This window comes from Pseudomonas sp. B21-028, from assembly GCF_024749045.1.
In the GTDB taxonomy this organism is placed as follows: Bacteria; Pseudomonadota; Gammaproteobacteria; order Pseudomonadales; family Pseudomonadaceae; genus Aquipseudomonas.
This window is the reverse complement of record NZ_CP087184.1, coordinates 4611253-4633401: the sequence shown is the minus strand read 5'-3', so window position 1 is coordinate 4633401 and position 22149 is coordinate 4611253. Positions and strand designations below refer to the sequence as shown.

At 60.9% G+C, this 22149-nt stretch carries 21 protein-coding genes and 1 pseudogene; 19 read left to right on the top strand and 3 right to left on the bottom strand.

The window, feature by feature from the left end:
- The first annotated feature begins 20 nt into the window (after positions 1 to 20).
- From dgoD to LOY35_RS19790, 3 genes are all read left to right on the top strand, one after another.
- A complete protein-coding gene (gene dgoD / locus LOY35_RS19800; protein WP_024776883.1) occupies positions 21 to 1169 on the top strand; it encodes a galactonate dehydratase in 1149 nt (382 codons plus the stop codon).
- Positions 1170 to 1347: 178 nt separating this feature from the next.
- A complete protein-coding gene (locus LOY35_RS19795) occupies positions 1348 to 2658 on the top strand; it encodes an MFS transporter (RefSeq protein WP_258625895.1) in 1311 nt (436 codons plus the stop codon).
- Positions 2659 to 2719: 61 nt separating this feature from the next.
- The gene (locus LOY35_RS19790) at positions 2720 to 3523 is read left to right on the top strand and encodes an IclR family transcriptional regulator (protein WP_258625893.1); all 804 of its coding nucleotides are present in this window, start codon (positions 2720 to 2722) and stop codon (positions 3521 to 3523) included.
- Positions 3524 to 3592: 69 nt separating this feature from the next.
- Here the strand turns inward: LOY35_RS19790 and LOY35_RS19785 are convergent, their stop codons facing one another.
- Complete coding sequence (locus LOY35_RS19785; RefSeq protein WP_258625888.1) at positions 3593 to 4645, bottom strand: NAD(P)-dependent alcohol dehydrogenase; 1053 nt, start codon at positions 4643 to 4645, stop codon at positions 3593 to 3595.
- Between the two features lie 179 nt (positions 4646 to 4824).
- Between LOY35_RS19785 and LOY35_RS19780 the strand changes: the two genes are divergently transcribed.
- Entirely contained in the window at positions 4825 to 5715 is an 891-nt protein-coding gene (locus LOY35_RS19780; RefSeq protein WP_258625887.1) for an AraC family transcriptional regulator, read from the top strand.
- A gap of 182 nt (positions 5716 to 5897) precedes the next feature.
- On the opposite strand, the gene LOY35_RS19775 is transcribed toward LOY35_RS19780, so the two are convergent.
- Positions 5898 to 7562, bottom strand: a complete 1665-nt coding sequence (locus LOY35_RS19775) for an electron transfer flavoprotein-ubiquinone oxidoreductase (RefSeq protein ID WP_258625885.1) — start codon at positions 7560 to 7562, stop codon at positions 5898 to 5900.
- Positions 7563 to 8107: 545 nt separating this feature from the next.
- On the opposite strand from LOY35_RS19775, the gene LOY35_RS19770 reads away from it, so the two are divergent.
- The 13 genes and pseudogenes from LOY35_RS19770 to LOY35_RS19710 all read left to right on the top strand — a co-directional run bounded on the left by LOY35_RS19770 (position 8108) and on the right by LOY35_RS19710 (position 17151).
- The gene (locus tag LOY35_RS19770) at positions 8108 to 8857 is read left to right on the top strand and encodes an electron transfer flavoprotein subunit beta/FixA family protein (protein WP_024776877.1); all 750 of its coding nucleotides are present in this window, start codon (positions 8108 to 8110) and stop codon (positions 8855 to 8857) included.
- 2 nt (positions 8858 to 8859) lie between these two features.
- Positions 8860 to 9789, top strand: coding sequence for an electron transfer flavoprotein subunit alpha/FixB family protein (locus LOY35_RS19765; RefSeq protein ID WP_258625875.1), 930 nt, complete (start codon positions 8860 to 8862; stop codon positions 9787 to 9789).
- Between the two features lie 138 nt (positions 9790 to 9927).
- Positions 9928 to 10752 carry an ABC transporter substrate-binding protein gene (locus LOY35_RS19760; RefSeq protein ID WP_258625872.1) on the top strand — a complete coding sequence of 275 codons (825 nt, stop codon included), beginning with the start codon at positions 9928 to 9930 and terminating at the stop codon, positions 10750 to 10752.
- A 9-nt stretch (positions 10753 to 10761) separates the two neighbouring features.
- A complete protein-coding gene (locus tag LOY35_RS19755; RefSeq protein ID WP_042732091.1) occupies positions 10762 to 11121 on the top strand; it encodes a DUF4398 domain-containing protein in 360 nt (119 codons plus the stop codon).
- Positions 11118 to 11927, top strand: coding sequence for an OmpA family protein (locus LOY35_RS19750; protein ID WP_258625870.1), 810 nt, complete (start codon positions 11118 to 11120; stop codon positions 11925 to 11927). Before LOY35_RS19755 ends, LOY35_RS19750 begins: the two co-directional genes overlap by 4 nt.
- A 197-nt stretch (positions 11928 to 12124) precedes the next feature.
- Entirely contained in the window at positions 12125 to 13567 is a 1443-nt protein-coding gene (locus LOY35_RS19745) for a PLP-dependent aminotransferase family protein (RefSeq protein WP_024776873.1), read from the top strand.
- 72 nt (positions 13568 to 13639) lie between these two features.
- A complete protein-coding gene (locus tag LOY35_RS19740) occupies positions 13640 to 14125 on the top strand; it encodes a translation initiation factor 2 (RefSeq protein ID WP_258633688.1) in 486 nt (161 codons plus the stop codon).
- 147 nt (positions 14126 to 14272) lie between these two features.
- Positions 14273 to 14527: a YkgJ family cysteine cluster protein gene (locus LOY35_RS19735; protein ID WP_041021834.1), complete on the top strand. Its 255-nt coding sequence runs from the start codon at positions 14273 to 14275 to the stop codon at positions 14525 to 14527.
- Between the two features lie 80 nt (positions 14528 to 14607).
- Entirely contained in the window at positions 14608 to 15216 is a 609-nt protein-coding gene (locus LOY35_RS19730; protein WP_258625868.1) for an START domain-containing protein, read from the top strand.
- A gap of 147 nt (positions 15217 to 15363) precedes the next feature.
- A complete protein-coding gene (locus LOY35_RS19725) occupies positions 15364 to 15600 on the top strand; it encodes a hypothetical protein (protein ID WP_144929489.1) in 237 nt (78 codons plus the stop codon).
- 203 nt (positions 15601 to 15803) lie between these two features.
- Entirely contained in the window at positions 15804 to 16145 is a 342-nt protein-coding gene (locus LOY35_RS19720; RefSeq protein WP_258625865.1) for a ribonuclease E inhibitor RraB, read from the top strand.
- Positions 16146 to 16243: 98 nt separating this feature from the next.
- Positions 16244 to 16354 (top strand): annotated as a pseudogene (locus LOY35_RS19715) (hypothetical protein); the annotation flags it as partial.
- The gene (locus LOY35_RS19710; protein ID WP_258625863.1) at positions 16351 to 17151 is read left to right on the top strand and encodes a transglutaminase family protein; all 801 of its coding nucleotides are present in this window, start codon (positions 16351 to 16353) and stop codon (positions 17149 to 17151) included. The pseudogene LOY35_RS19715 and the gene LOY35_RS19710, both read left to right, overlap by 4 nt.
- Before the next feature lie 153 nt (positions 17152 to 17304).
- Here the strand turns inward: LOY35_RS19710 and LOY35_RS19705 are convergent, their stop codons facing one another.
- Positions 17305 to 18132, bottom strand: a complete 828-nt coding sequence (locus LOY35_RS19705) for a cytochrome c (RefSeq protein ID WP_258633687.1) — start codon at positions 18130 to 18132, stop codon at positions 17305 to 17307.
- A gap of 608 nt (positions 18133 to 18740) precedes the next feature.
- Between LOY35_RS19705 and LOY35_RS19700 the strand changes: the two genes are divergently transcribed.
- Together LOY35_RS19700 and LOY35_RS19695 are read left to right on the top strand one after the other, a co-directional pair.
- Entirely contained in the window at positions 18741 to 19946 is a 1206-nt protein-coding gene (locus LOY35_RS19700; RefSeq protein WP_258625861.1) for an acetyl-CoA C-acetyltransferase, read from the top strand.
- 23 nt (positions 19947 to 19969) lie between these two features.
- Positions 19970 to 22114, top strand: a complete 2145-nt coding sequence (locus LOY35_RS19695; RefSeq protein ID WP_258625859.1) for a 3-hydroxyacyl-CoA dehydrogenase NAD-binding domain-containing protein — start codon at positions 19970 to 19972, stop codon at positions 22112 to 22114.
- The last annotated feature ends 35 nt before the right edge of the window (positions 22115 to 22149 follow it).

Genomic DNA, 22149 nt, shown 5'->3' with positions numbered 1-22149 from the left:
CTGACAAGAGAGACAACAAGATGAAAATCACCAAACTGACCACCTTTATCGTTCCACCGCGCTGGTGCTTCCTCAAGGTCGAGACCGACGAGGGCGTGACCGGTTGGGGCGAGCCGGTGGTCGAGGGCCGTGCCCATACGGTAGCGGCCGCCGTCGAGGAATTGTCCGACTACCTGATCGGCAAAGACCCACGCAACATCGAAGACATCTGGACCGTGCTGTATCGCGGCGGCTTCTATCGCGGTGGCGCCGTGCACATGAGCGCCCTGGCCGGTATCGACCAGGCGTTGTGGGACATCAAGGGCAAGGCACTGGGCGTGTCGGTCAGCGACCTGCTGGGCGGTCAGGTGCGCGACAAGATTCGCGTCTACTCATGGATCGGCGGCGACCGGCCGGCGGACACCGCCCGCGCAGCGAAAGAAGCGGTAGGGCGAGGCTTCACGGCAGTGAAAATGAACGGCACTGAAGAGCTGCAGTTTCTCGACACCTTCGAAAAAGTCGACCTGGCCCTCGCCAATGTGGCAGCGGTGCGGGACGCGGTAGGGCCGAACGTCGGCATCGGCGTGGACTTCCACGGCCGGGTCCACAAGCCGATGGCCAAGGTGCTGATGAAGGAACTCGACCCGTACAAACTGATGTTTATCGAAGAGCCGGTGCTCAGCGAAAACTACGAGGCCCTCAAGGAGCTGGCACCGCTGACCAGCACGCCGATTGCCCTGGGCGAACGGCTGTTTTCCCGCTGGGATTTCAAGCGAGTGCTCAGCGAAGGCTACGTGGACATCATCCAGCCGGATGCGTCCCACGCCGGTGGCATCACCGAAACCCGCAAAATCGCCAACATGGCCGAGGCCTACGACGTGGCGCTGGCGCTGCACTGTCCGCTGGGCCCGATTGCCCTGGCGGCATGCCTGCAACTGGATGCGGCTTGCTACAACGCGTTCATCCAGGAACAGAGCCTGGGCATCCACTACAACGAGAGCAACGACCTGCTGGATTACGTCAAGGATGCGCGGGTGTTCGACTATGACAAAGGCTTCGTGAAGATCCCCAACGGCCCGGGCCTGGGCATCGAGATCAACGAGGAGTACGTCATCGAACGCGCCGCCGTCGGCCACCGCTGGCGCAATCCGATCTGGCGCCATGCCGATGGCAGTTTTGCCGAGTGGTGATTGAGGCCTGATCGCACTGTGCAAGCCATGGAATCCTGTGGGAGCAAGGCTTGCCCGCGATGAACGATAACGCGGTCCGACTGCAAAACGCATCGCCTGCGTCGCGGGCAAGCCTTGCTCCCATAGGGGCTTCCTTCACCTTTGCCATATTCGACAAATATAAAAAGAGGCACCTCACATGCAAGCGCACACCCTGAGCGCGCAGGCGTCGTTGGTGACGCCCAGCCGCAAGCGTTTTTTCATCATGGTCCTGCTGTTCATCACCGTGGTGATCAACTACCTGGACCGCAGCAACCTGTCGATTGCCGCCCCCGCGCTGACCAGTGAACTGGGCATCGACCCGATCCATGTCGGGCTGATCTTCTCGGCGTTCGGCTGGACCTACGCGGCCATGCAGATCCCCGGTGGCTGGCTGGTGGACCGCGTGCCGCCGCGGATTCTGTACAGCGTCGCGTTGCTGTTGTGGTCGCTGGCCACGGTGATGCTCGGTTTCGCCGCCAGCTTCATCGCCCTGTTCGTGCTGCGCATGGCGGTCGGTGCCCTGGAGGCGCCGGCCTATCCCATCAACAGCCGCGTGGTCACCACTTGGTTTCCCGAGCGCGAGCGGGCCACGGCCATCGGCTTCTACACCTCTGGGCAGTTCGTTGGCCTGGCCTTCCTGACGCCGGTGCTGGCCTGGCTGCAGCACACGTTTGGCTGGCACATGGTGTTCGTGGTGACCGGTGCGGTCGGTATCATCTGGGCGGTAATCTGGTACGCCGTGTATCGCGAACCACGGGATTTCAAGGGCGCCAACGCCGCTGAAATCGATTTGATTCGCGAGGGCGGCGGTTTGGTGGACATCCAGGCCGAGGCGGCCAAGACCAAGGCGAAATTCAGCTGGACCGACCTGGGTACCGTCCTGACCCGCCGCAAGCTGTGGGGCATCTACCTGGGCCAGTTCTGCCTGAACTCCACGCTGTGGTTTTTCCTGACGTGGTTCCCGACCTACCTGGTGAAATATCGCGGCATGGACTTCATCAAGTCCGGCCTGCTGGCATCGTTGCCGTTTCTCGCGGCGTTTGTCGGCGTGTTGTGTTCCGGGTTCTTTTCCGACTGGCTGATCCGTCGTGGCGCCACGGTCGGGTTCGCCCGAAAGCTGCCGATCATTGGCGGGTTGCTGATCTCGACCTCGATCATTGGCGCCAACTTCGTTGAATCGACGCCGCTGGTGATCGCGTTCCTGGCGCTGGCCTTCTTCGGCAATGGCCTGGCGTCGATCACCTGGTCGCTGGTATCGACCCTGGCGCCGGCGCGGCTGCTCGGGCTGACGGGTGGGGTGTTCAACTTCATCGGCAACCTGGCGGCCATCGCCACGCCGATTGTCATTGGCTTCCTCGCCAGCGGCGATTCGTTTGCCCCGGCCATCACCTATATCGCCGTGCTCGCGCTGGTGGGCGCGCTGTCCTACATCCTGCTGGTTGGGAAGGTCGAGCGCATCGAGTTGTAGTCCGACGGGGCGGGCGACCATAATGCCGCCCGTTCCCCGCTCACTGTTGAAGGCCGGCTAAATGCAGCAAGACGATCCAAAAATCACCAAGGACGTAGCGCCTACAGGTACCCAGACATTGCTGCGCGGCCTGGGTGTGGTTCAAGCGGTCGCCAGCGGTGCCCGTGACCTGAAGGAAATTGCCCGGCTGATCGGCACGACCCGCAGCACCACCCATCGCCTGGCCAGTTGCCTGGTGGACGAGCGCTACCTGCGCGTGGTGCCGCAGGTGGGTTACCTGTTGGGGCCGAAGTTGATCGAACTGGGTTTCCAGGCCCGGGAAGAACTGCCACTGGTGAGCCTGGCGGGACCGTACCTGGACGAGTTGTCAGCATTGACCGGCGACACCGTTCACCTGGCGATTCGCGAGGGTGACGAGGTGTTGTACCTGCTGAAGAATCCGGGGCGCAATGGCCCGGAAATGCGCTCGCGGGTGGGCCATCGCATGCCGTTGGCGCGCACGGGGATCGGCAAGGCGCTGATGCTCGATGATCCCGAGGACAATTGGCGGCGGTTGTACGAAATCAGTCTGCCGGCCGCTGGGAAGAGTCAATTCTGGCCCCAGCACCAGGAGCAATCCTGGGAACAGTTCCAGCAGCGGATGATGGAGTACGTGGCGGGAGGCTATGCCTTCGACCTGGAGGACAACGAACCGTCGATCCGTTGCGTGGCGGCGCCGATCCGGGATGCCGGCAAGCGGATTGTCGCCGGCATCAGCATTGCCAGCACCGTACCGTACATGCCGCTGGAAAAAATGGCCGAGCTGATTCCCCTGGTCAAAGGGGTCACAGCCCGGTTGTCGGCGGAGCTGGGTGCCAAGGTCTGATGAGTGGCCTGTGTGGCTAATTCATGCACTCAACTTCGAGTGCCCGAATTAACCATACAGGCCACTGCGTCAGACCTTGAGCGTCGCCATGTCGATGACAAAGCGGTACTTCACGTCTCCAGCGATCATGCGGCTGTAGGCCTCGTTGATCTGGCGGATGTCGAGCATTTCAACGTCGCAACTGATGTTGTGCTCGGCGCAGAAATCCAGCACTTCCTGGGTTTCTGCGATGCCGCCAATCAACGAGCCGGCCAGGACCCGTCGACCCAGGATCAGTTTCGCGGCATGGACCGGTGGATCAATCGGTTCGACCAGCCCCACCAGGATGTGTACGCCGTCGAAACGCAGTGTGTCGAGGTAGGGATTGAGGTCGTGCTGTACCGGAATCGTGTCCAACAGGAAGTGGAAGCGTCCGGCGGCAGCGGCCATTTGCTCGGCGTCGGTGGACACGATCACATGATCGGCACCCTGGCGACGAGCTTCTTCCGCCTTGCTCGCCGAGCGGGTGAACAACGTCACTTCGGCACCCATGGCCTTGGCGAACTTGATGCCCATGTGGCCGAGACCACCCATGCCGAGCACGCCGACCTTGTCACCGGCCTTCACGCCGTAATGCTTGAGAGGGGAGTAGGTGGTGATGCCGGCGCAGAGAATCGGTGCGGCGCTGGCCGGGTCGAGCTTTTCCGGTATACGCAGCACGAAATGCTCGCTGACCACGATGCTGTTGGAGTAGCCACCCATGGTGTGACCGCCGCCGATACGATCGGGGCTGGCGTAGGTCTGCGTCATGCCCTGGTAGCAGTATTGCTCCAGGTCAGCGCGACAGGCTTCGCACTCGCGGCAGGAGTCGACCATGCAGCCAACGCCTACCAGGTCGCCTACATTGTAGCGGGTGACGTTCGCACCCACCGCCGTGACTTTACCTACGATTTCATGACCGGGCATCAGCGGATAAACGGCGATGCCCCATTCGTTGCGGGCCTGGTGGATATCGGAGTGGCACACGCCGCAGTAGAGAATCTCGATGGCCACATCATCGGGACGCGGGCTGCGACGTTCGAACTTCATGGGGGCGAGGGGAGTGGTGGGCGATTGAGCGGCATAGCCGATGGCGGTGTACATATTGAACCTCGCTAAGCAGTGAACAGTCAGGCGATCTATTCTGGGAGCCATGGCCGCATCCCGCGATGGCGATTCCTACGGGTGTCATGCCTAATCCTCCGACCTTGGCCTTAGATTGATCCTATGGAGCGCCAGACCTGCGATGATGTTTCCGTCCCTTTTTCCGTGAAGTTTTTCCCATGTTGCTGACCCGCTATCTCGATGCCAACGCGGCGCTGGTCTCGCTGATCGAACCCTTGGCGACCCGTGACGGCTTTATTCCTACACAGCTGCCAGGCGTGCAAGTGCTGCGATGCAGCCAAGACATCGCCCGTGGCCCGCAGCTCTACGAGCCGAGCCTGGTGATCATTGCCCAGGGCAGCAAGCTGGCTTACCTGGGACCGCGCACGCTGGAGTACGGCGCCGGGCATTACCTGATCCAGGCGCTGCCGGTGCCGTTCGAGTGCGAAACCTACGCCATGCCCGATGCTCCGCTGCTCGGGATTTCCGTTGCGATCGATCGCGCGCTGTTGGGCGAGCTGGTGCTGGCCATGGGGTTGATGCCGGGGCGGAACCTGCCGCCGCAGACACCGGAGTCCATGACCAGCGCGGTGCTTGATGACGCCATGCGCGGATGCGTCGAGCGTCTGTTGCAATGCTTGCACGACCCATTGGAGTGCCAGGTCATGGGCCAGGCGCGGTTGCGGGAATTGCTCTTCGCCGCATTGCGCGGCCCTCAGGCCGATGTGTTGCGGGCGCTGGTAGAGCAGCATGGGCAGTTCGCCCGGATCGCTGCCGCGTTGTGCCATTTGCACGCGCACTTCACCGAACCGCTGAACGTCGAGACCCTGGCCAACTGCGCGAACATGAGCGCCTCGACCTTCCATGAGCATTTCAAGCGCAGTACGTTGCTGTCGCCGGTGCAATACCTCAAGCGATTGCGCCTGCTCAAGGCGCAGCGGTTGTTGCTCAGCGAGGGCATGGGCGTGGCCCAGGTCGCACATCAGGTGGGTTACCAGAGCTCGTCGCAGTTCAGTCGGGAGTACAAGCGTTACTTCGAGCGCAACCCTGGAGAGGAACGCGCCGCCTGAACCGCAGCAAATCCCCTGTGGGAGCGAGCCTGCTCGCGATAGCGGTTCACCTGTCGGCATTTTTACTGGCTGATACACCGCTTCGCGAGCAGGCTCGCTCCCACAGGGGGTATCGGCGCTCCATTAATCGCAGGCAACAAAAAGGCCCCCATCGCGGGAGCCTTGATGTTCAGCGAATCGGCTTACATGTTCGGGTAAGTCGGCCCGCCGGCGCCTTCCGGCGAGACCCAGGTGATGTTCTGGGCCGGGTCCTTGATGTCGCAGGTCTTGCAGTGGACGCAGTTCTGGGCGTTGATCTGGAAGCGTTTCTCGCCGTCCTCCTTGGTCACCACCTCATACACGCCGGCCGGGCAGTAGCGTTGGGCCGGTTCGTCGTACAGGGGCAGGTTCTTGCCGATCGGGATGCTCGGGTCGGTCAGCTTCAGGTGGCAGGGTTGTTCTTCTTCATGGTTGGTACCGGAGATGAACACCGAGCTGAGTTTGTCGAAGCTGATCTTGCCGTCCGGTTTCGGGTAGTCGATCTTCTTGCAGTCGGCTGCCAACTTCAGGCAAGCGTAGTCGGGCTTGTTGTCGTGCAGGGTGAAGGGCAGCTTGCCGCCGAAGATGTTTTGGTCGAGCCAGTTGAAGCCGCCACCGACGATTGCGCCGTACTTGTGGATCGCCGCGCCGAAGTTGCGGCTGGCGAACAGCTCTTCGTACAGCCAGCTGTTCTTGAAGCTGTCGACGTAAGCGGTCAGTTCATCACCGCCTTCGGATTCGGCGAACAGGCGATCGGCCACGGCATCGGCGGCGAGCATGCCGGACTTCATGGCGGTGTGGCTGCCCTTGATCTTGGCGAAGTTCAGCGTGCCCAGGTCGCAACCGATCAGCGCGCCGCCCTTGAAGACCATTTTCGGCAGGGAGTTCAGGCCGCCCTTGCAGATGGCGCGGGCGCCGTAGCTGACGCGCTTGCCGCCTTCCAGGTATTGCTTGAGCACCGGGTGATGCTTGAGGCGCTGGAACTCGTCGAATGGCGACAGGTGGGTGTTGCTGTAGGACAGGTCGACGATCAGACCCACGACCACCTGGTTGTTTTCCAAGTGATAGAGGAAGGAACCGCCGGTGTTCTCGGTGCCCATGATGTCCAGCGGCCAGCCGGCGGTGTGCACCACCAGGCCAGGTTGATGCTTGGCCGGGTCGATTTCCCAGATTTCCTTCAGGCCGATGCCGTAGTGCTGGGCGTCGGCGTCGCTGTCCAGGTTGAAACGCTTGATCAGTTGCTTGCCGATATGGCCACGGCAACCTTCGGCGAACAGCGTGTATTTGCCGCGCAGTTCCATGCCCGGCGTGTAGAGGCCTTCCTTCGGATGGCCTTCACGGTCGACACCCAGATCGCCGGTGATGATCCCGCGGACCACGCCGTTTTCGTCGAACAGCGCTTCCTGGGCGGCGAAGCCCGGGTAGATTTCCACGCCCAGGTTCTCGGCCTGCTGGGCCAGCCAGCGGCAAAGATTGCCGAGGGAAATAATATAGTTGCCTTCGTTGTGCATGGTCTTGGGCACGAAGAAGTCAGGGATTTTGTTCGCAGTGTCGGCGTTTCTCAGGACATAAATGTCATCGCGCTTGACTGGCGTGTTCAGCGGGGCGCCGAGTTCCTTCCAGTCCGGGAACAGTTCATTCAGGGCGCGGGGTTCGAACACCGCGCCGGAAAGGATGTGCGCACCGACTTCGGAGCCTTTTTCCACCACGCAGACGCTGATTTCCTTACCGGCTTCGGCGGCCTTCTGCTTCAGGCGGCAGGCGGCAGACAGGCCAGCGGGGCCGGCACCGACGATGACCACGTCGAATTCCATGTATTCGCGTTCCACAGGCTATCTCCTACTCTCAAGGCTCACGGTTTTTCTAATTGGAGGTTGGGCGTTGCATCCATTGTTTCTGTCGGGAAAACGACGAAAGCGGCAATGGATGACCCGCGGTTCTCTCTTGGGGGCGCATTATATCTACACCACTCTCAGGGTCCAATACAAACGTTTGTTTGAAATAGCCGCAGCCCAGATAAATCACCGACGTGCGGCTTATGACTGGCCATTTTGCCGTATTGACCGGAATAGGCGTTCCGGTCAAGATACGGGCGGTTTTGCGCTCGCCGTAGGCTGACTGTTGGTTTCAAGAGCACCTCTAAAGACAGGGCGAAGGCAGCACGAAGTGACGTATTGCGTGTTTGGACGCGCAGTTTACACGCCGCGATAATGAATGACTCATCGGTCACCATCGACGAACGGTCTTCACTCCCGTGAGCAAGAGTCATGTGTGGTTCATGTCGGCGTTTTTAGAGGTGCCCTTGCGCCCATGAGCATCAACCGCCAGGTTCGCCTAGGCGACTTTCTTTTCACCGGAGAGTAACGAGGAATCCATGAAGGTTCTTGTAGCTGTCAAACGAGTGGTCGACTATAACGTCAAGGTTCGCGTCAAGGCGGACAACTCCGGCGTCGACCTCGCCAATGTCAAGATGTCGATGAACCCTTTCTGCGAAATCGCCGTGGAAGAAGCCGTACGCCTGAAAGAAAAAGGCGTGGCGACCGAGATCGTCGTCGTCTCCATCGGCCCGACCACCGCCCAGGAGCAACTGCGCACTGCGCTGGCGCTGGGTGCTGATCGCGCCATTCTCGTCGAATCCGCCGAAGAGCTGACTTCCCTGGCCGTGGCCAAGCTGCTCAAGGCCGTTGTCGACAAGGAACAGCCACAGCTGGTGATTCTCGGCAAACAAGCCATCGACAGCGATAACAACCAGACCGGCCAGATGCTCGCGGCGTTGAGCGGCTACGGTCAGGGCACCTTCGCGTCGAAAGTCGAAGTGTCCGGCGACAGCGTTGCCGTAACCCGCGAAATCGACGGCGGTGCGCAGACCGTTTCCCTGAAACTGCCGGCCATCGTCACCACCGACCTGCGTTTGAACGAGCCGCGCTACGCGTCCCTGCCAAACATCATGAAAGCCAAGAAGAAGCCGCTTGAAGTGCTGACTCCTGACGCTTTGGGCGTTTCCACCGCCTCCACCAACAAGACCCTGAAAGTCGAAGCGCCGGCTGCACGCAGCGCGGGCATCAAGGTCAAGTCGGTGGCTGAACTGGTCGAGAAACTGAAAAACGAAGCGAAGGTAATCTAACTATGACTATCTTGGTAATCGCCGAACACGACAACAAGGCGCTGGCTCCGGCCACGCTGAACACCGTTGCTGCCGCTGCCAAAATCGGCGGCGATATCCACGTTCTGGTAGCCGGGCAGGGCGCTGGCGCCGTTGCCGAAGCCGCCGCGAAAATCGCCGGCGTGGCAAAAGTGCTGTCGGCCGACAACGCCGCCTATGCGCACCAGCTGCCGGAAAACGTTGCTCCCCTGGTTGCCGAGCTGGGCAAGGGCTACAGCCACATCCTGGCCGCCGCCACGTCCAACGGCAAAAACATCCTGCCACGGGTAGCCGCGGCCCTGGACGTCGACCAGATCTCCGAGATCATCTCGGTGGAAAGCGCCGACACCTTCCAGCGTCCGATCTATGCCGGTAACGCCATTGCCACCGTGCAATCGACCGCTGCGATCAAGGTCATCACCGTCCGCGCCACCGGTTTCGACCCGGTTGCCGCCGAAGGTGGTTCCGCCGCTGTCGAAGCCGTCAGCGCCGCCCACGATGCCGGTATTTCCAGCTTCGTCAACGAAGAACTGGCCAAGTCCGATCGTCCTGAGCTGACCGCTGCCAAGATCGTCGTTTCCGGCGGTCGCGGCATGCAGAACGGCGACAACTTCAAGCACCTGTACGCCCTGGCCGACAAGCTGGGCGCCGCCGTCGGCGCTTCCCGCGCTGCGGTCGACGCAGGTTTCGTACCCAACGATATGCAGGTCGGTCAGACCGGCAAGATCGTCGCGCCACAGCTGTACATCGCCGTCGGTATCTCCGGCGCGATCCAGCATCTGGCCGGTATGAAGGACTCCAAGGTGATCGTTGCGATCAACAAGGACGAAGAAGCGCCGATCTTCCAGGTGGCCGATTACGGCCTGGTGGCGGATCTGTTCGAAGCGGTCCCTGAGTTGGAGAAGCTGGTCTAATCCGGCCTCTTCACTTATAAAGAGCCCGGCTTTGACCGTAGTGCTGTTCATTTAAGGTGGAACTGAATCCTTGAATGACCGCGATACGGTTCAGGCCGGGCTTTTTATTGTCTGCATTTTCAAGGGGAGCGTAACGTCATGGATCTTCGCCGTTTGGCTGGCTGGTCGTTGCTGTGGGCGCTGGCGGGTGTCCCGGGCCTGTCTGTTGCCGCCGGCAAGTGCGAGCGGCTGATTGCCACCGGCAGCCCGGATGCGCCGCCTTATCTCTGGCAGGATCCTCAGGATCCCAAGCACTTGATCGGTGCCAGTGCCGACTTGCTGAGCAAGGTCGCGGGGGAATTGGGCATCAAGGTCGAATTGCTTTATGCCGGCAAGCGCGACCAGGCACTGGACGAGGTGCGCAGCGGGCGCATGGACCTGCTAGCCGACGCCCCGCTGACGCCGACCGGGCTTGATTTCCTGGACTATGTTCATCCCCCCGTGCTGGAAAACGATTACCTGGTCTGGACCCGCAAGGATTCTCCGCTGGTCGTCAATCGGCCCGAGGATCTGCACGGTCATCCCGGTGCCTTGTCGGAAAAGGCTCGCATGACCCAGGCATTTGGTCTCTTTGCCGAGCAGACATTGACCCTTGTCCGTACCTCCAACCTGACCCAGGCCTTTCAGAAATTGCTGCTGGGGGAGGTGGAATATGTCCTCGCCGGGCGCTACTCGGGCCTGGCAATGGCGCAGACACTGGGCATGGCGAACGACCTGCAAGCGGCCGCGCAACCGGTGGATAAGCCGGGACTGTTCCTCGCGGTTTCCCATGACTCCGCCTGCAACGACCCATGGTTGCGCGGACAGCTGGCGCAAAAGATGACAGAATTGGCCGCGTCCGGCCTGACGGAGTCTGTGTTGCAACGCAATCTCGAACGGTGGAACACACAGTTGCAGCCACCTGTCGGTGCCCCAAAACAGTAGGGAACATTAGTGACTATTCGACCTCTTTTCGCTGCCCTGGCCGTTCTGGCTCTGGCGGGTTGCGCAGCCGATCCGGCGCCGAATGAACAGATCCGCCTGACTGAACAGGCCTTGGAACAAGCCCGGGCCGTGGGCGCCAACGCCGACGAAGTGCCCGAATTGAAGCTGGCGGAAGAAAAATTCGCCCGCGCAAAATCCAACATGGCCGACGAGTCGTACAAAAAGGCGCGCATGCGTGCCGAGCAGGCCGAGCTGGACGCACGTCTGGCCGAGGCGAAGGTGCTGACCCTCAAGAGCCAGGAGCAACTGAACGTGCTCGACACCCGCATCAAGCGCTTGCGTAAACAACTGAGGGAGGATGCCCAATGAAGCACTCCCATGTGTTTGGCGGTTTGATCCTGGCGGGCCTGGCCAGCTTGTATGGTTGCGCGGGTCAGCGCAGTGAAGCGGCACTGGAAAAAGCCAGTACCGATTTCCAGAAAGTGAAGGAAGACGCCAACGTCCTGCGCGCAGCGCCCAGGGACGTGATTCGCGCCGGCGAGTCGCTGGCCCGGGCCGATCGCTTGTCCAGTTACTGGGGCAGCGGCGAGGACGTATTGCATTACGCCTACCTCAGCCAGCGCTACAGTGAAATCGCCCGGGAACACAGTAACCAGGTGCTCAACGAAGAGCGTGCGGCGAAGCTCGAACTGGAGCGCCAGCGCCTGCAGCTGGCACTGCGCGAATCCAAGTTGCTCAGTGTCCAGCAACAGGGCAAATGGCTGGAAGAGCAGATCATGGAGATGACCACCACCCAGACTAATCGCGGCCTGGTGATGACCCTCGGTGATGTGCTGTTCGACACCGGCGAGGCTGAATTGAAGAACTCGGCCAACCGGGTCGTGCTCAAGATCGTGCAGTTCCTGCAACTCAACCCCAAGCGGGTGGTGCGCATCGAAGGCTATGCCGACAGCACCGGCGGCAAGCAGGAAAACCTCAAGCTGTCCCGGGACCGCGCACAGGCGGTGGCGGACGTGCTGGTGGACCTGGGGATCGATGACAAGCGCATCCAGGTCGAAGGCTACGGCGACGAGTTCCCGGTGGACGTCAACGCCACCGAGCGTGGCCGGGCGCAGAACCGTCGGGTTGAAATCGTGTTCTCCGATGAGAAGGGCCAGCTCGGCGCTGCTCGCTAAGGGCTGCGTCACTGGAAAACCCGGCCTCTCAGGAGCGCCGGGTTTTTTTGTGCCTGTGGTTCATACACTCGCGCACAGTTGGGGCTGTCACTGCACTGTACGGTCGAGTAATCTGGCAACTGTCCCCGTACACTTCTAAACTGTTCCGGTATCGTTTCCTACAAGAACAACATGCCCGTGAAATCGAGTGCTGCGTCATGACCAACCTCTTGCTCTACCAACGTATTGCTCAGCAACTGGCCGAAGACATCCGCCGGGGTGTGTATCAGCCCGGTGAACGCGTGCCGTCGGTGCGCAAGATGAGTTCGCAGCTCAACGTCAGTCACGCGACGGTGTTGCAGGCCTACGCCAACCTTGAGGATCAGGGGCTGATTCGTGCGCGGCCGCAATCGGGTTATTACGTGCACCAGACGCCAGCGCTGACGGCGCCGACCCCGGATATTGCCCGGGTAGAGCGGCCGGGGTTGGTGACGCGCAGCAGCATCATCCAGCAGGTACTGGTCGAGTCCCGTCGCGAAGGGGTATTTCCGTTGGGCGCGGCGGTGCCGAGTGTGGATTACCTGCCTGTACGGGCACTGCATCAGCAATTGGCCAAGGTCACGCGCTTCCACAGCCCGCGGGCATTCAGCTACATGTTCAGCCCAGGCTTCGAACCCTTGCGTCGTCAGGTGGCGATTCGCATGCGCGATGCCGGTGTCGTGGTGGACCCTTCCGAAGTGGTGATTACCCACGGTTGTGTCGATGCGCTGCAGATGTCCCTGCGGGTACTGACCCGGCCAGGGGATCTGATCGCCGCCGAATCGCCGACTTACTACGGTTTGCTGCAACTGGCGGATCTGTTGGGCCTCAAGGTCATCGAGATTCCCAGCGACCCGGTGACCGGCATGAGCCTGGAGGCCCTGCAACTGGCGGCCAACCAATGGTCGATCAAGGCGCTGGTGCTGACCACGCGGCTGAGCAACCCGCTGGGCGGTACCATGCCCGAGGAGCGGCAGAAGCAACTGTTGCGCCTGGCTTCGGATTTCGACATTCAGATTGTCGAGGATGACATCTACGGCGAGCTGATGTTCGAGCAGGGCCGCACCAAGGCGCTCAAGGCCTATGATCGGCTGGACCGGGTCATCTACTGTTCGAGTTTTTCCAAGACCTTGTCGCCGGGTGTACGCATCGGCTGGATGATCGCCGGCAAGTTCCAGCAGGAGATCCAGCGGCTGCAGACGTTCAGTACACATTCGGCGTGCAGCGTCACGCAGATGGGCATCGCGGCGTACCTGGAAAATGGCGGCTACGACCGCCACCTGCGTTATATCCGCCAGGAGTACCGCAAGAATCTCAGCGCCTTCCAGCTGGCGGTGCAACAGTACTTCCCCGAAGGCACGCAAATGAGTCGTCCCACCGGCGGTTTCATCCTGTGGGTCAGCCTGCCGGGGCGGGTCAATACCCAGGAGTTGCACGTCCGGGCCCTGCAACAAGGGATCAGTATCGCGCCGGGGTTGATCTTCAGTAACACCGAGCAGTTCAACCATTGCATTCGCTTGAACTGCGGTATCCCTTGGAATCGCGAGGCGGAACGGGCCTTGATGACGTTGGGGCTGTTGGCCACGCAGTTGTGCCAGGAGACCGCCAGCGGTTTTCTGTAGGCATCAGCGGGCTTGTCAGCGTCGGCTTATCAAGCGAGCATATACTTCTCTGCCGTAAGTGCCGTCGTATCTATGAAAGCCATTGCTCCTGCCACCTGGGTTTTGATCGGCCTGCTGACAGTCTTCCATGCCGGAGGTGTCGTGGCTGCTTCGGTGCAAGAAAAGCCGGCCGCCAGCGCCACGAAAAAGCCATCGAAAAGCGTCTCGAAGAAGCCACCGGCAGCGAAGAAGGCGCCTGTCAGGAAAACGGCTTCCTCGCAGAAAAAACGCGCGCCCATTGCCTCCAAGAGCAAATCTGCCCATGAGGTCGCCAAGACTCCATTACCGCCAGCGAACCTGGATCTGAGCCTGCCCCATGACATGGTTCAGAAACTGCAACCACCCGGGACGGTACCGCTACCCAAGCGTGAGCCGCTGCTGCCGTCGATGTTCGGGCAGAAGCCGGATCCGTTCCAGCTCAATGGCCGGCTGCTGAATAACGAGATGCAGCTGCCGCTGCGTAATTCGGAGCGTCGGGAAGTGGAGGGCGCAGCTCTGGATTTCGAATTCAAACGCTAAGTCTTCGAGCGCGAGTGCAATTCGTCGCTGACTGTTCGGTCATCTTCCATTGGTCGAAAAAACACGCAGACGGTAATTTAAAACGAGTGTTTAAGCCGTTACTCTGTGGTTCGTTATTGGGCCATTAGCCCTGAGGATGTTGTCGTCATGAAATGCCGTGAAGGCTGTGGCGCCTGCTGCATTGCCCCTTCCATCAGTTCGTCGATCCCGGGCATGCCCCACGGCAAACCGGCGGGAGAACGTTGTGTGCAATTGTCAGTCGATAACTTGTGCCGGATCTTCGGTCAGCCGGAACGTCCGGCGGTATGCTCGGGTTTCGCAGCCGACATTGAGGTCTGCGGCAACAGCAGCGAGGAAGCCATCCGGCTGATCGGCTGGTGGGAGCAGGCCACGGCGGTGTAATGGGTCTATGGACAGGGCTGAATGGCGAAGCCCAATGACGAAATTCAAATGACCGGACTTCGACAATAAGGAAAAAAACTATGGGTTCGCTGCATCGTATGGCTGTGTTGTGTGGCTTGACCGCCTTTCTGGCGACCGCAACTGCGCAGGCGGAAGACTGGCAGGTCGCCAAGGAGCGGGACGGTATCAAGGTTTCACTCAGTGAAGTGGCTGGCTCCAAGTACAAGGCCTACCGCGGCGTGACCGTCATGAAGACCACCATGGCGAAGTTGCGGGCCCTGCAGGAAGATGTCTCGGGTGCCTGTGCCTGGATTCATGAGTGCAAGACCCAGAAGCTGCTCAAGCACGAAGGCAACCAGAGCTGGACCTATACCCAGTTCAATACGCCGTGGCCGGTCACGTCCCGGGATTCGGTGCTGCAAGTCACCACCGTCGAAGGCGCTGATGGCAGCCTGACCCGTAACCTCAAGGGCGTGCCGACCTACCTCCCGGAAGAGCAGGGGTTTGTGCGAGTGGCCCAGGTCGACGGTTTCTGGAAATTCACGCCCAAGGGCGCGGACCAGATCGAGGTGACCTATCAGGTCCACACCGAGCCTGGTGGTGATGTGCCATCCTGGCTGGCCAACAAATTCGTGGTGGATGCTCCGTTCAATACTTTGAAGGCCTTGAGGGAACGGGCCGAGAAGTAATCGGCAGGCCTGATGGATGTCCACACCGAGACCGCCCTTGAGGCGGTCTTTTCATAGGTGCCGTCCAGGGAATCAGTGGAACGATTATTCCACCCCAAATGTCGAGATAGAGGTAAGCCCGGCCATGATTTGATCGAGGAGACAGCAATGCAAAAGTGGGAAATCACGTTCGTTGATGACCACGGCGAAGCGATCGCCGAGCAGTTCGACTATGACCAGGAGCCCACTATGGAGCAGGCAGCACAGTTGATTCGCGAAAGATTGCTCCCGGTGCCCGCCCAGTTGGACCTCAATGACCTGGAAGGGCGAACCGCCGAGCCAACGGTCAAGAATCTCAAATCCCAGCACAGCATTGAAATCATCAACATTAAACCGATTTCATGAAGTTCTTGGCCTGGCCCCGCTTGGCAGTGGCCATCACTTGCGGCTACTCTGCAATTGAGATCAGCGAAAGGATCGCCAAGGTCCGGTCTTGTCAGCTACATGCTTGTGTCCCGACGGTCATTTGATGCCGTATCGCTTGCAATCCACGGGTTGCCCGCACGGGAAGACGGAAAGTCTATCCATCGATCTGAGGAGGACGTTTCATGAGCACAGCCTATCAAGAAGACATCAGTACCAGCGTGTTGCGCCGCATGAAAGAAGGCGGGTTCGACTTCTCACAATTCCATCCAATCGAGTTCTACGCCATTTTCCCGGACGAGGAGCGGGCGCGCAGGGCGGCGGGTCATTTTCGGGGTGAGTCGTTGAATGCACAGATCAGCGCACGGGACGATGGTGCCTGGGCATTGGAACTGAGCCGGGTGATGTATGCCACCTACGATGACATTGGAGATTTCGAGCAAGACTTCGAGGCGGTGGTGGAGCCCTTGGGCGGCATTATCGAAGGTTGGGGGGTAAAACAGGAAATCCGGCGTCTCCAGGCCTGATATTCGTACCCTGCAACAGTACAACGGCTGACCCTCGGGTTGGCCGTTTTCGTCGGACCTGTGCTGGGGGCAGGTTACCGGAGCGGGCGGAAAGCCTCGGTATCGACGAAATCCTCGATGGTGGCCTGCGTGACTGGCTCACCGGATTCATCCCGCTGGTTCGGGAACTGGGCAACGCCATCCACAGTTCCTACCTGGAGGTCACATGAGACTCTCGATCAGCCACGAAACGGCCTACCACTACGAACAGCAGGTTCGTGCCAGCATCCAGTACCTGCGTCTGACGCCCCACGACAGCGAACGCCAGCATGTGCTGAGCTGGCAGCTCGATTTGCCGAGGCCGGTGCGCGCGCAGTTGGACCCTTTCGGCAACATCCTCCACGTCCTTACCCTGGAGGAGCCTCATGAAACGATCATCATCGGCGCACGGGGCCTGGTGGATATCGACCCTCTGCGCGAGGCCGAGCACGAGGAGCAATCAGCCTTGCCGTTCCTGCGCTTCACCCGGTTGACCGAAGCGGACGAGGCCCTTCGTGCCTTCGCTCGGGAGCAATGTCGGCAGCGCCGCGACCGCACGGCGCTGATTGACCTGATGCAGGGGGTGAACCAGCATCTGGTCTACGCCCCTGGCTCCACTGAAGTGGAAACCAGCGCAGCCGAGGCATTCGCCGGGCGTAGCGGGGTGTGCCAGGACCATACCCATGTATTTCTTGCCTGCGCTCGCAGCCTGGGCATACCGGCACGCTATGTGTCGGGCTATGTATATAGCGGGGACAGTGAACACCTGGCCAGCCACGCGTGGGCAGAAGCCTGGCTCGAGGACGCCTGGTACAGCTTCGACGTGACCCACCAGCTGTCACGTCCGGAGCGACACCTGAAGCTGGCCGTTGGCCTGGATTACCTGGATGCCTGCCCGGTACGTGGCCTGCGTCGTGGCGGCGGTGAGCAGATGCGAGCCAGAGTGGCCGTGACGCCGGCACCGGTGATCACGGTGCAGCAGCAATGACGACAGGGCCGTCGCGATCATTGTGGCGAGGGGATTTACCCCCGTTCGGCTGCGCAGCAGTCGTGAACCAGGGCTTTGCCACCCAGCGGGGCGGTGCGACGGTTCGCTAGATCCCCTCGCCACAGGAGCAGGTCGCAACATAGGGCCAGCAGCTTATTGGCTCAACGGCTGTTTACGCCCCGCCATATGCTTCAGGTAGCCCACCAACAGATCCAGCTCCGAGTCCGGCAGCACGGCCGCTGAAAACGCCGGCATCTTGCCTTGGGGCCAATGACGCAGGCCTTGCGGATCGCGGATATAGCGCTTGAGGAAATCCCCCGAGAAATATTCCGTGGGGTTGAAGGGAATATTCAGGTCCGGGCCAAACTGCGCGTCACCTGCACCGTTGAGCCGATGGCACGCCAGGCAATTCTTCTGGAACAGTTCGAAGCCCTTGTTGACCGGATCGTCCTTGGCCAGGCTGGGCGCCGGCAGCAGGGCGGGGAAGCGCTCGGCCACGGCTGACATGCGCTTGATGCTCGCCACTGCGTACGGCCATTGTTCCGGGCTGATATGCCCCGCTTGAGGATCGGTCCACACCAGATAGAACGGTCCAGCGCTGGGCTTGCCCTCTCCCAGGGAGGGCCAAGGGGCGGCCGGGTCTTCGACTGCCAGCCAGGCGCGTGCACCGTTCTTATTGAGTAATGGCGCCGCGGACATTTCGGCGGCGAAACCGTCCAGGGCCACGGCCTGAAGGTGATCATCCGGCTGGACACCCGTCAGCAGCGTCGTCAGTGGCACGGCGCGATAACTCATCGGTTTCTTATAGGAAACGTCGTCGGGTATCTGGATCGTTCGCGCTTCAGGATGCTTGAGCAGTTCTTCGGTTTGCCAGGTACGCGCAGTCGCGCCCAGTTCCAGTACCAGTTGGGCGGCATACAGGGGCGTGCTGAGCAGCAACGCCCCGAGCAGGATGAGAGCTTTCAATGGATCGCTTTCCATGTCGAGAGAGTGACGCAAAGGTTGGCACAGCCAACGCCGCTCGAACAACGAGCCCGTCACATTTTTTGGCGACACAATGGATGGCGATACCGCTCATTGTTGATGCAGACACCCACACGCAGTGTTCAGCCGATCACCTTGGGAATATTCGGCAAAATCAACAGCAACGTCGTGGCGAAGAGAATGAGTCCGGCTTGACGAACTTTCGAATGTTTGAACATGGCTGACCCGCCTTTTTTGTTATTTCCTGAGCCAGCCTGCATAACTCCGTAACGGCTGGCGTTGCACTTCCTGTCTGACAAGCGCCTCGGCAAAACCCGACGACTCTCTTGTACAAGGATTACATTAGGGGCCGCAGCCGCGTTGGCTTAGATCCAATTCGTATCAGTTTTAATTATGTCGCTATGAAAACGCTATGAGGCTTATTGCCACCTTCTTGCGGGTCCCTAAGCTAGACAGCTTGCGTTCCTGAATCGGTTAACCCGATAGCAGGCTACCGTTCGTCTGACCGTGGTCGTCAATGCGGTTGAGCGCTCGGGTCATTGAATCCGGGGCCGCTGGGCTTATGGTTGGAGGCATTGCGTTTTCCGTCGTGGTTCGAGGATGTCATGACCCAAGCTTTGATTTTCGATGCCCTGCGCACCCCCCGTGGCAAGGGCAAGGTCGACGGCGCCCTGCACAGCGTCAAGCCGGTGAACCTGATGGGAGGATTGCTTCAAGCCTTGCAACAGCGCATGGACCTGGACACCCGCCATGTCGACGACATTGTGCTCGGTTGCGTGACACCGGTAGGCGAGCAGGGGGCCGACATTGCCAAGACCGCCGCCCTGATGGCCAACTGGGATGTCAGCGTTCCGGGTGTCCAGCTCAATCGGTTCTGTGCCTCGGGCCTCGAAGCGGTGAACCTGGCCGCGATGAAAGTGCGCTCCGGGTTTGAGGACCTGGTGGTGGCCGGTGGTGTCGAGTCGATGTCCCGGGTGCCGATGGGCAGCGACGGCGGCGCCTGGGCGCTGGACCCGCAAGCCAACCTGCACGGTCACTTCGTCCCCCAGGGCATCGGTGCCGACCTGATCGCCACGCTGGAGGGCTTCAGTCGCGAAGACGTCGATGCCTACGCGCTGAATTCCCAGGAAAAAGCCGCGCGGGCCCGGGCCGACGGCTCTTTCAACAAGTCTCTGGTAGCGGTTCAGGATCAGAACGGCATCGTGCTGCTGGACCATGATGAATTCATCCGTGTCGACACCACACTCGAAGGTCTGGGCAGGCTCAAGCCGAGTTTCCAAGCGATGGGCCAGATGGGCTTCGACGCCACGGCTTTGCGGGTCTACAGCCATGTCGAGCGGATCGACCATGTGCATACCCCTGGTAATAGCTCGGGGATCGTCGATGGCGCGGCGCTGATGCTGATTGGCTCTGAAGCCAAGGGGCGCGCCCTGGGCCTGCAGCCTCGGGCGCGGATCATCGCCACGGCCGTCACCAGCACCGATCCGACCATCATGCTCACCGGTCCGGCGCCGGCCACCCGCAAAGCCTTGGCCAAGGCCGGTTTGCGGGTGGAGGACATCGACCTGTTCGAGGTCAACGAAGCCTTCGCCTCGGTGGTGCTCAAGTTCATCAAGGACATGGCCATCGACCCTGCCAAAGTCAACGTCAACGGTGGCTCCATCGCCATGGGGCACCCCTTGGGGGCAACGGGGTGCGCCATTCTCGGCACCCTGCTCGATGAACTGGAGGTGCGTCGCCTGCGCTACGGGCTGGCGACTTTGTGTGTGGGCGGCGGCATGGGCATTGCCACTGTTATCGAACGCCTCTGAGCCGACTTCAAGGAACAATTTCAATGACCTCTGCCATTCGTTACGAAACCGGCCAGGACCGGATCGTCGTCCTGACAATGGACCTGCCTGGCCAGAGCGCCAACACCATGAACGCTGTGTACCGTGAAGCCATGGCCGGCTGTGTGGCCCGTCTGGTTGCCGAAAGAGATTCGATTGCCGGCGTGATTGTCACCTCGGCCAAGAAGACCTTCTTCGCCGGCGGCGATCTCAACGAGTTGGTCGCGGTCGGCAAGTCCGAGGCCAAGGCGTTCTACGAGATGACCCTGGGGCTCAAGGCGCAGTTGCGCGCCCTCGAGACGCTGGGCAGACCGGTGGTGGCCGCCATCAACGGTGCGGCGCTGGGCGGCGGCTGGGAGATCTGCCTGGCTTGCCATCATCGCGTGGCCCTGGATCATCCGTCGGTGCAGATCGGGCTACCGGAAGTCACCCTGGGCCTGTTGCCGGGCGGCGGCGGGGTGGTGCGGATGGTGCGCCTGCTTGGCCTGGAGAAAGCCTTGCCGTATCTGCTCGAAGGCAAGCGGGTCCGCCCTCGACAAGCGCTACAGGCCGGGTTGATCGATGAACTGGCGGTCGATCGTGATGAGCTGCTGGCCAAGGCGCGGGCCTGGATCCTCGCCAATCCGGATGCGGTCCAGCCTTGGGACGTAAAGGGCTATCGGATTCCCGGGGGCACGCCGTCCGATCCGAATGTCATGCAGACGCTGGCGATTGCCCCTTCGATCCTGGGCAGCAGGACCCAGGGTTGCTTGCCGGCGCCAGAGAAAATCCTCTGTGCCGCGGTGGAAGGTGCCCAAGTGGGTTATGACGCGGCGCACCTGATCGAGACCCGCTATTTCACTGAGCTGACCACGGGCCAGATCGCCAAGAACCTGATCGGTACGCTCTGGTTCCAGCTCAACGAGATCAAGGCCGGAGGCTCGCGCCCACAAGGTTTTGCGCCTTATCTGACAAAAAAAGTCGGTGTGCTCGGCGCTGGCATGATGGGGGCTGGGATTGCCTGCGTCAGCGCCCTGGCCGGTATCGAGGTCGTCCTCAAGGATATCGACCTGGCCGCGGCTGAAAAGGGCAAGGCCCGTTTGGCCGCGCTGCTGGACAAACAGGTCGCCCGCCAGCAGATCAGCGTGCAGCAGCGCGAAACCACGTTGGCGCGGATCCACGCCACTGACAACGATGCGGACCTGTCCGGTTGCGATCTGGTCATCGAAGCGGTGTTCGAGGATCGCGCCCTGAAAGCCAAAGTGTCGGCGGCCGCCCATGCGGCAGCGGGGCCGGATGCGGTGATCGCCTCCAACACCTCGACGTTGCCCATCACCGGCCTGGCCGATGCGATTGCCGACCCGACGAAATTCATCGGCCTGCATTTCTTCAGCCCGGTGGAAAAAATGCCACTGGTGGAGATCGTCAAGGGGGTCCACACCAGCGAGGCAACCCTCGCTCGTGGTTTCGATTTCGTCGTGCAGATCAACAAGACGCCGATTGTGGTCAATGACGGTCGCGGTTTCTTCACGTCGCGGGTATTCGGCACCTTTGTCCATGAGGGCATCGCCATGCTTGGTGAAGGGGTGAGTGCGCCGATGATCGAGACCGAGGCCCGCAAGGCCGGGATGCCGGTCGGGCCTCTGGCGGTTTCCGACGAAGTTTCTCTCAGCTTGATCAGCCATATCCGGGCCGAAACCGCCAAGGGCCTTCAAGCAGAAGGGAAAGCGCCGACTGAGCATCCGGCCTTCGCCGTGATTGACGTATTGCTCGAGGAGTACCAGCGGCCGGGCAAAGCCGCCGGGGCCGGTTTCTATGAGTACCCGGTCGGTGGACAGAAACATCTGTGGCCGGCGCTCAAACGTCGTTTCGAGGATGCCGACAGGCAGATTCCGCCCCAGGACATCCGTGATCGCTTGCTGTTTATCCAGGCCCTGGAAACCGTGCGTTGTGTGGAGGAGGGCGTGCTCATGTCGACGGCCGACGCCAACGTTGGTTCGATCTTCGGGATCGGTTTCGCGACCTGGACCGGCGGTGCGTTGCAATTCATAAACCAGTACGGCCTGCGGGACTTTGTCGCCCGGGCCCAGTACCTGGCCGAGCAATATGGCGAACGTTTCTCACCGCCAGCCCTGTTGCTGGAAAAAGCCGCCAGACAGGCGTTGTTCTGATGGCGGGGGGCTTGCCTTGAGGGGTGTTTCAAGGC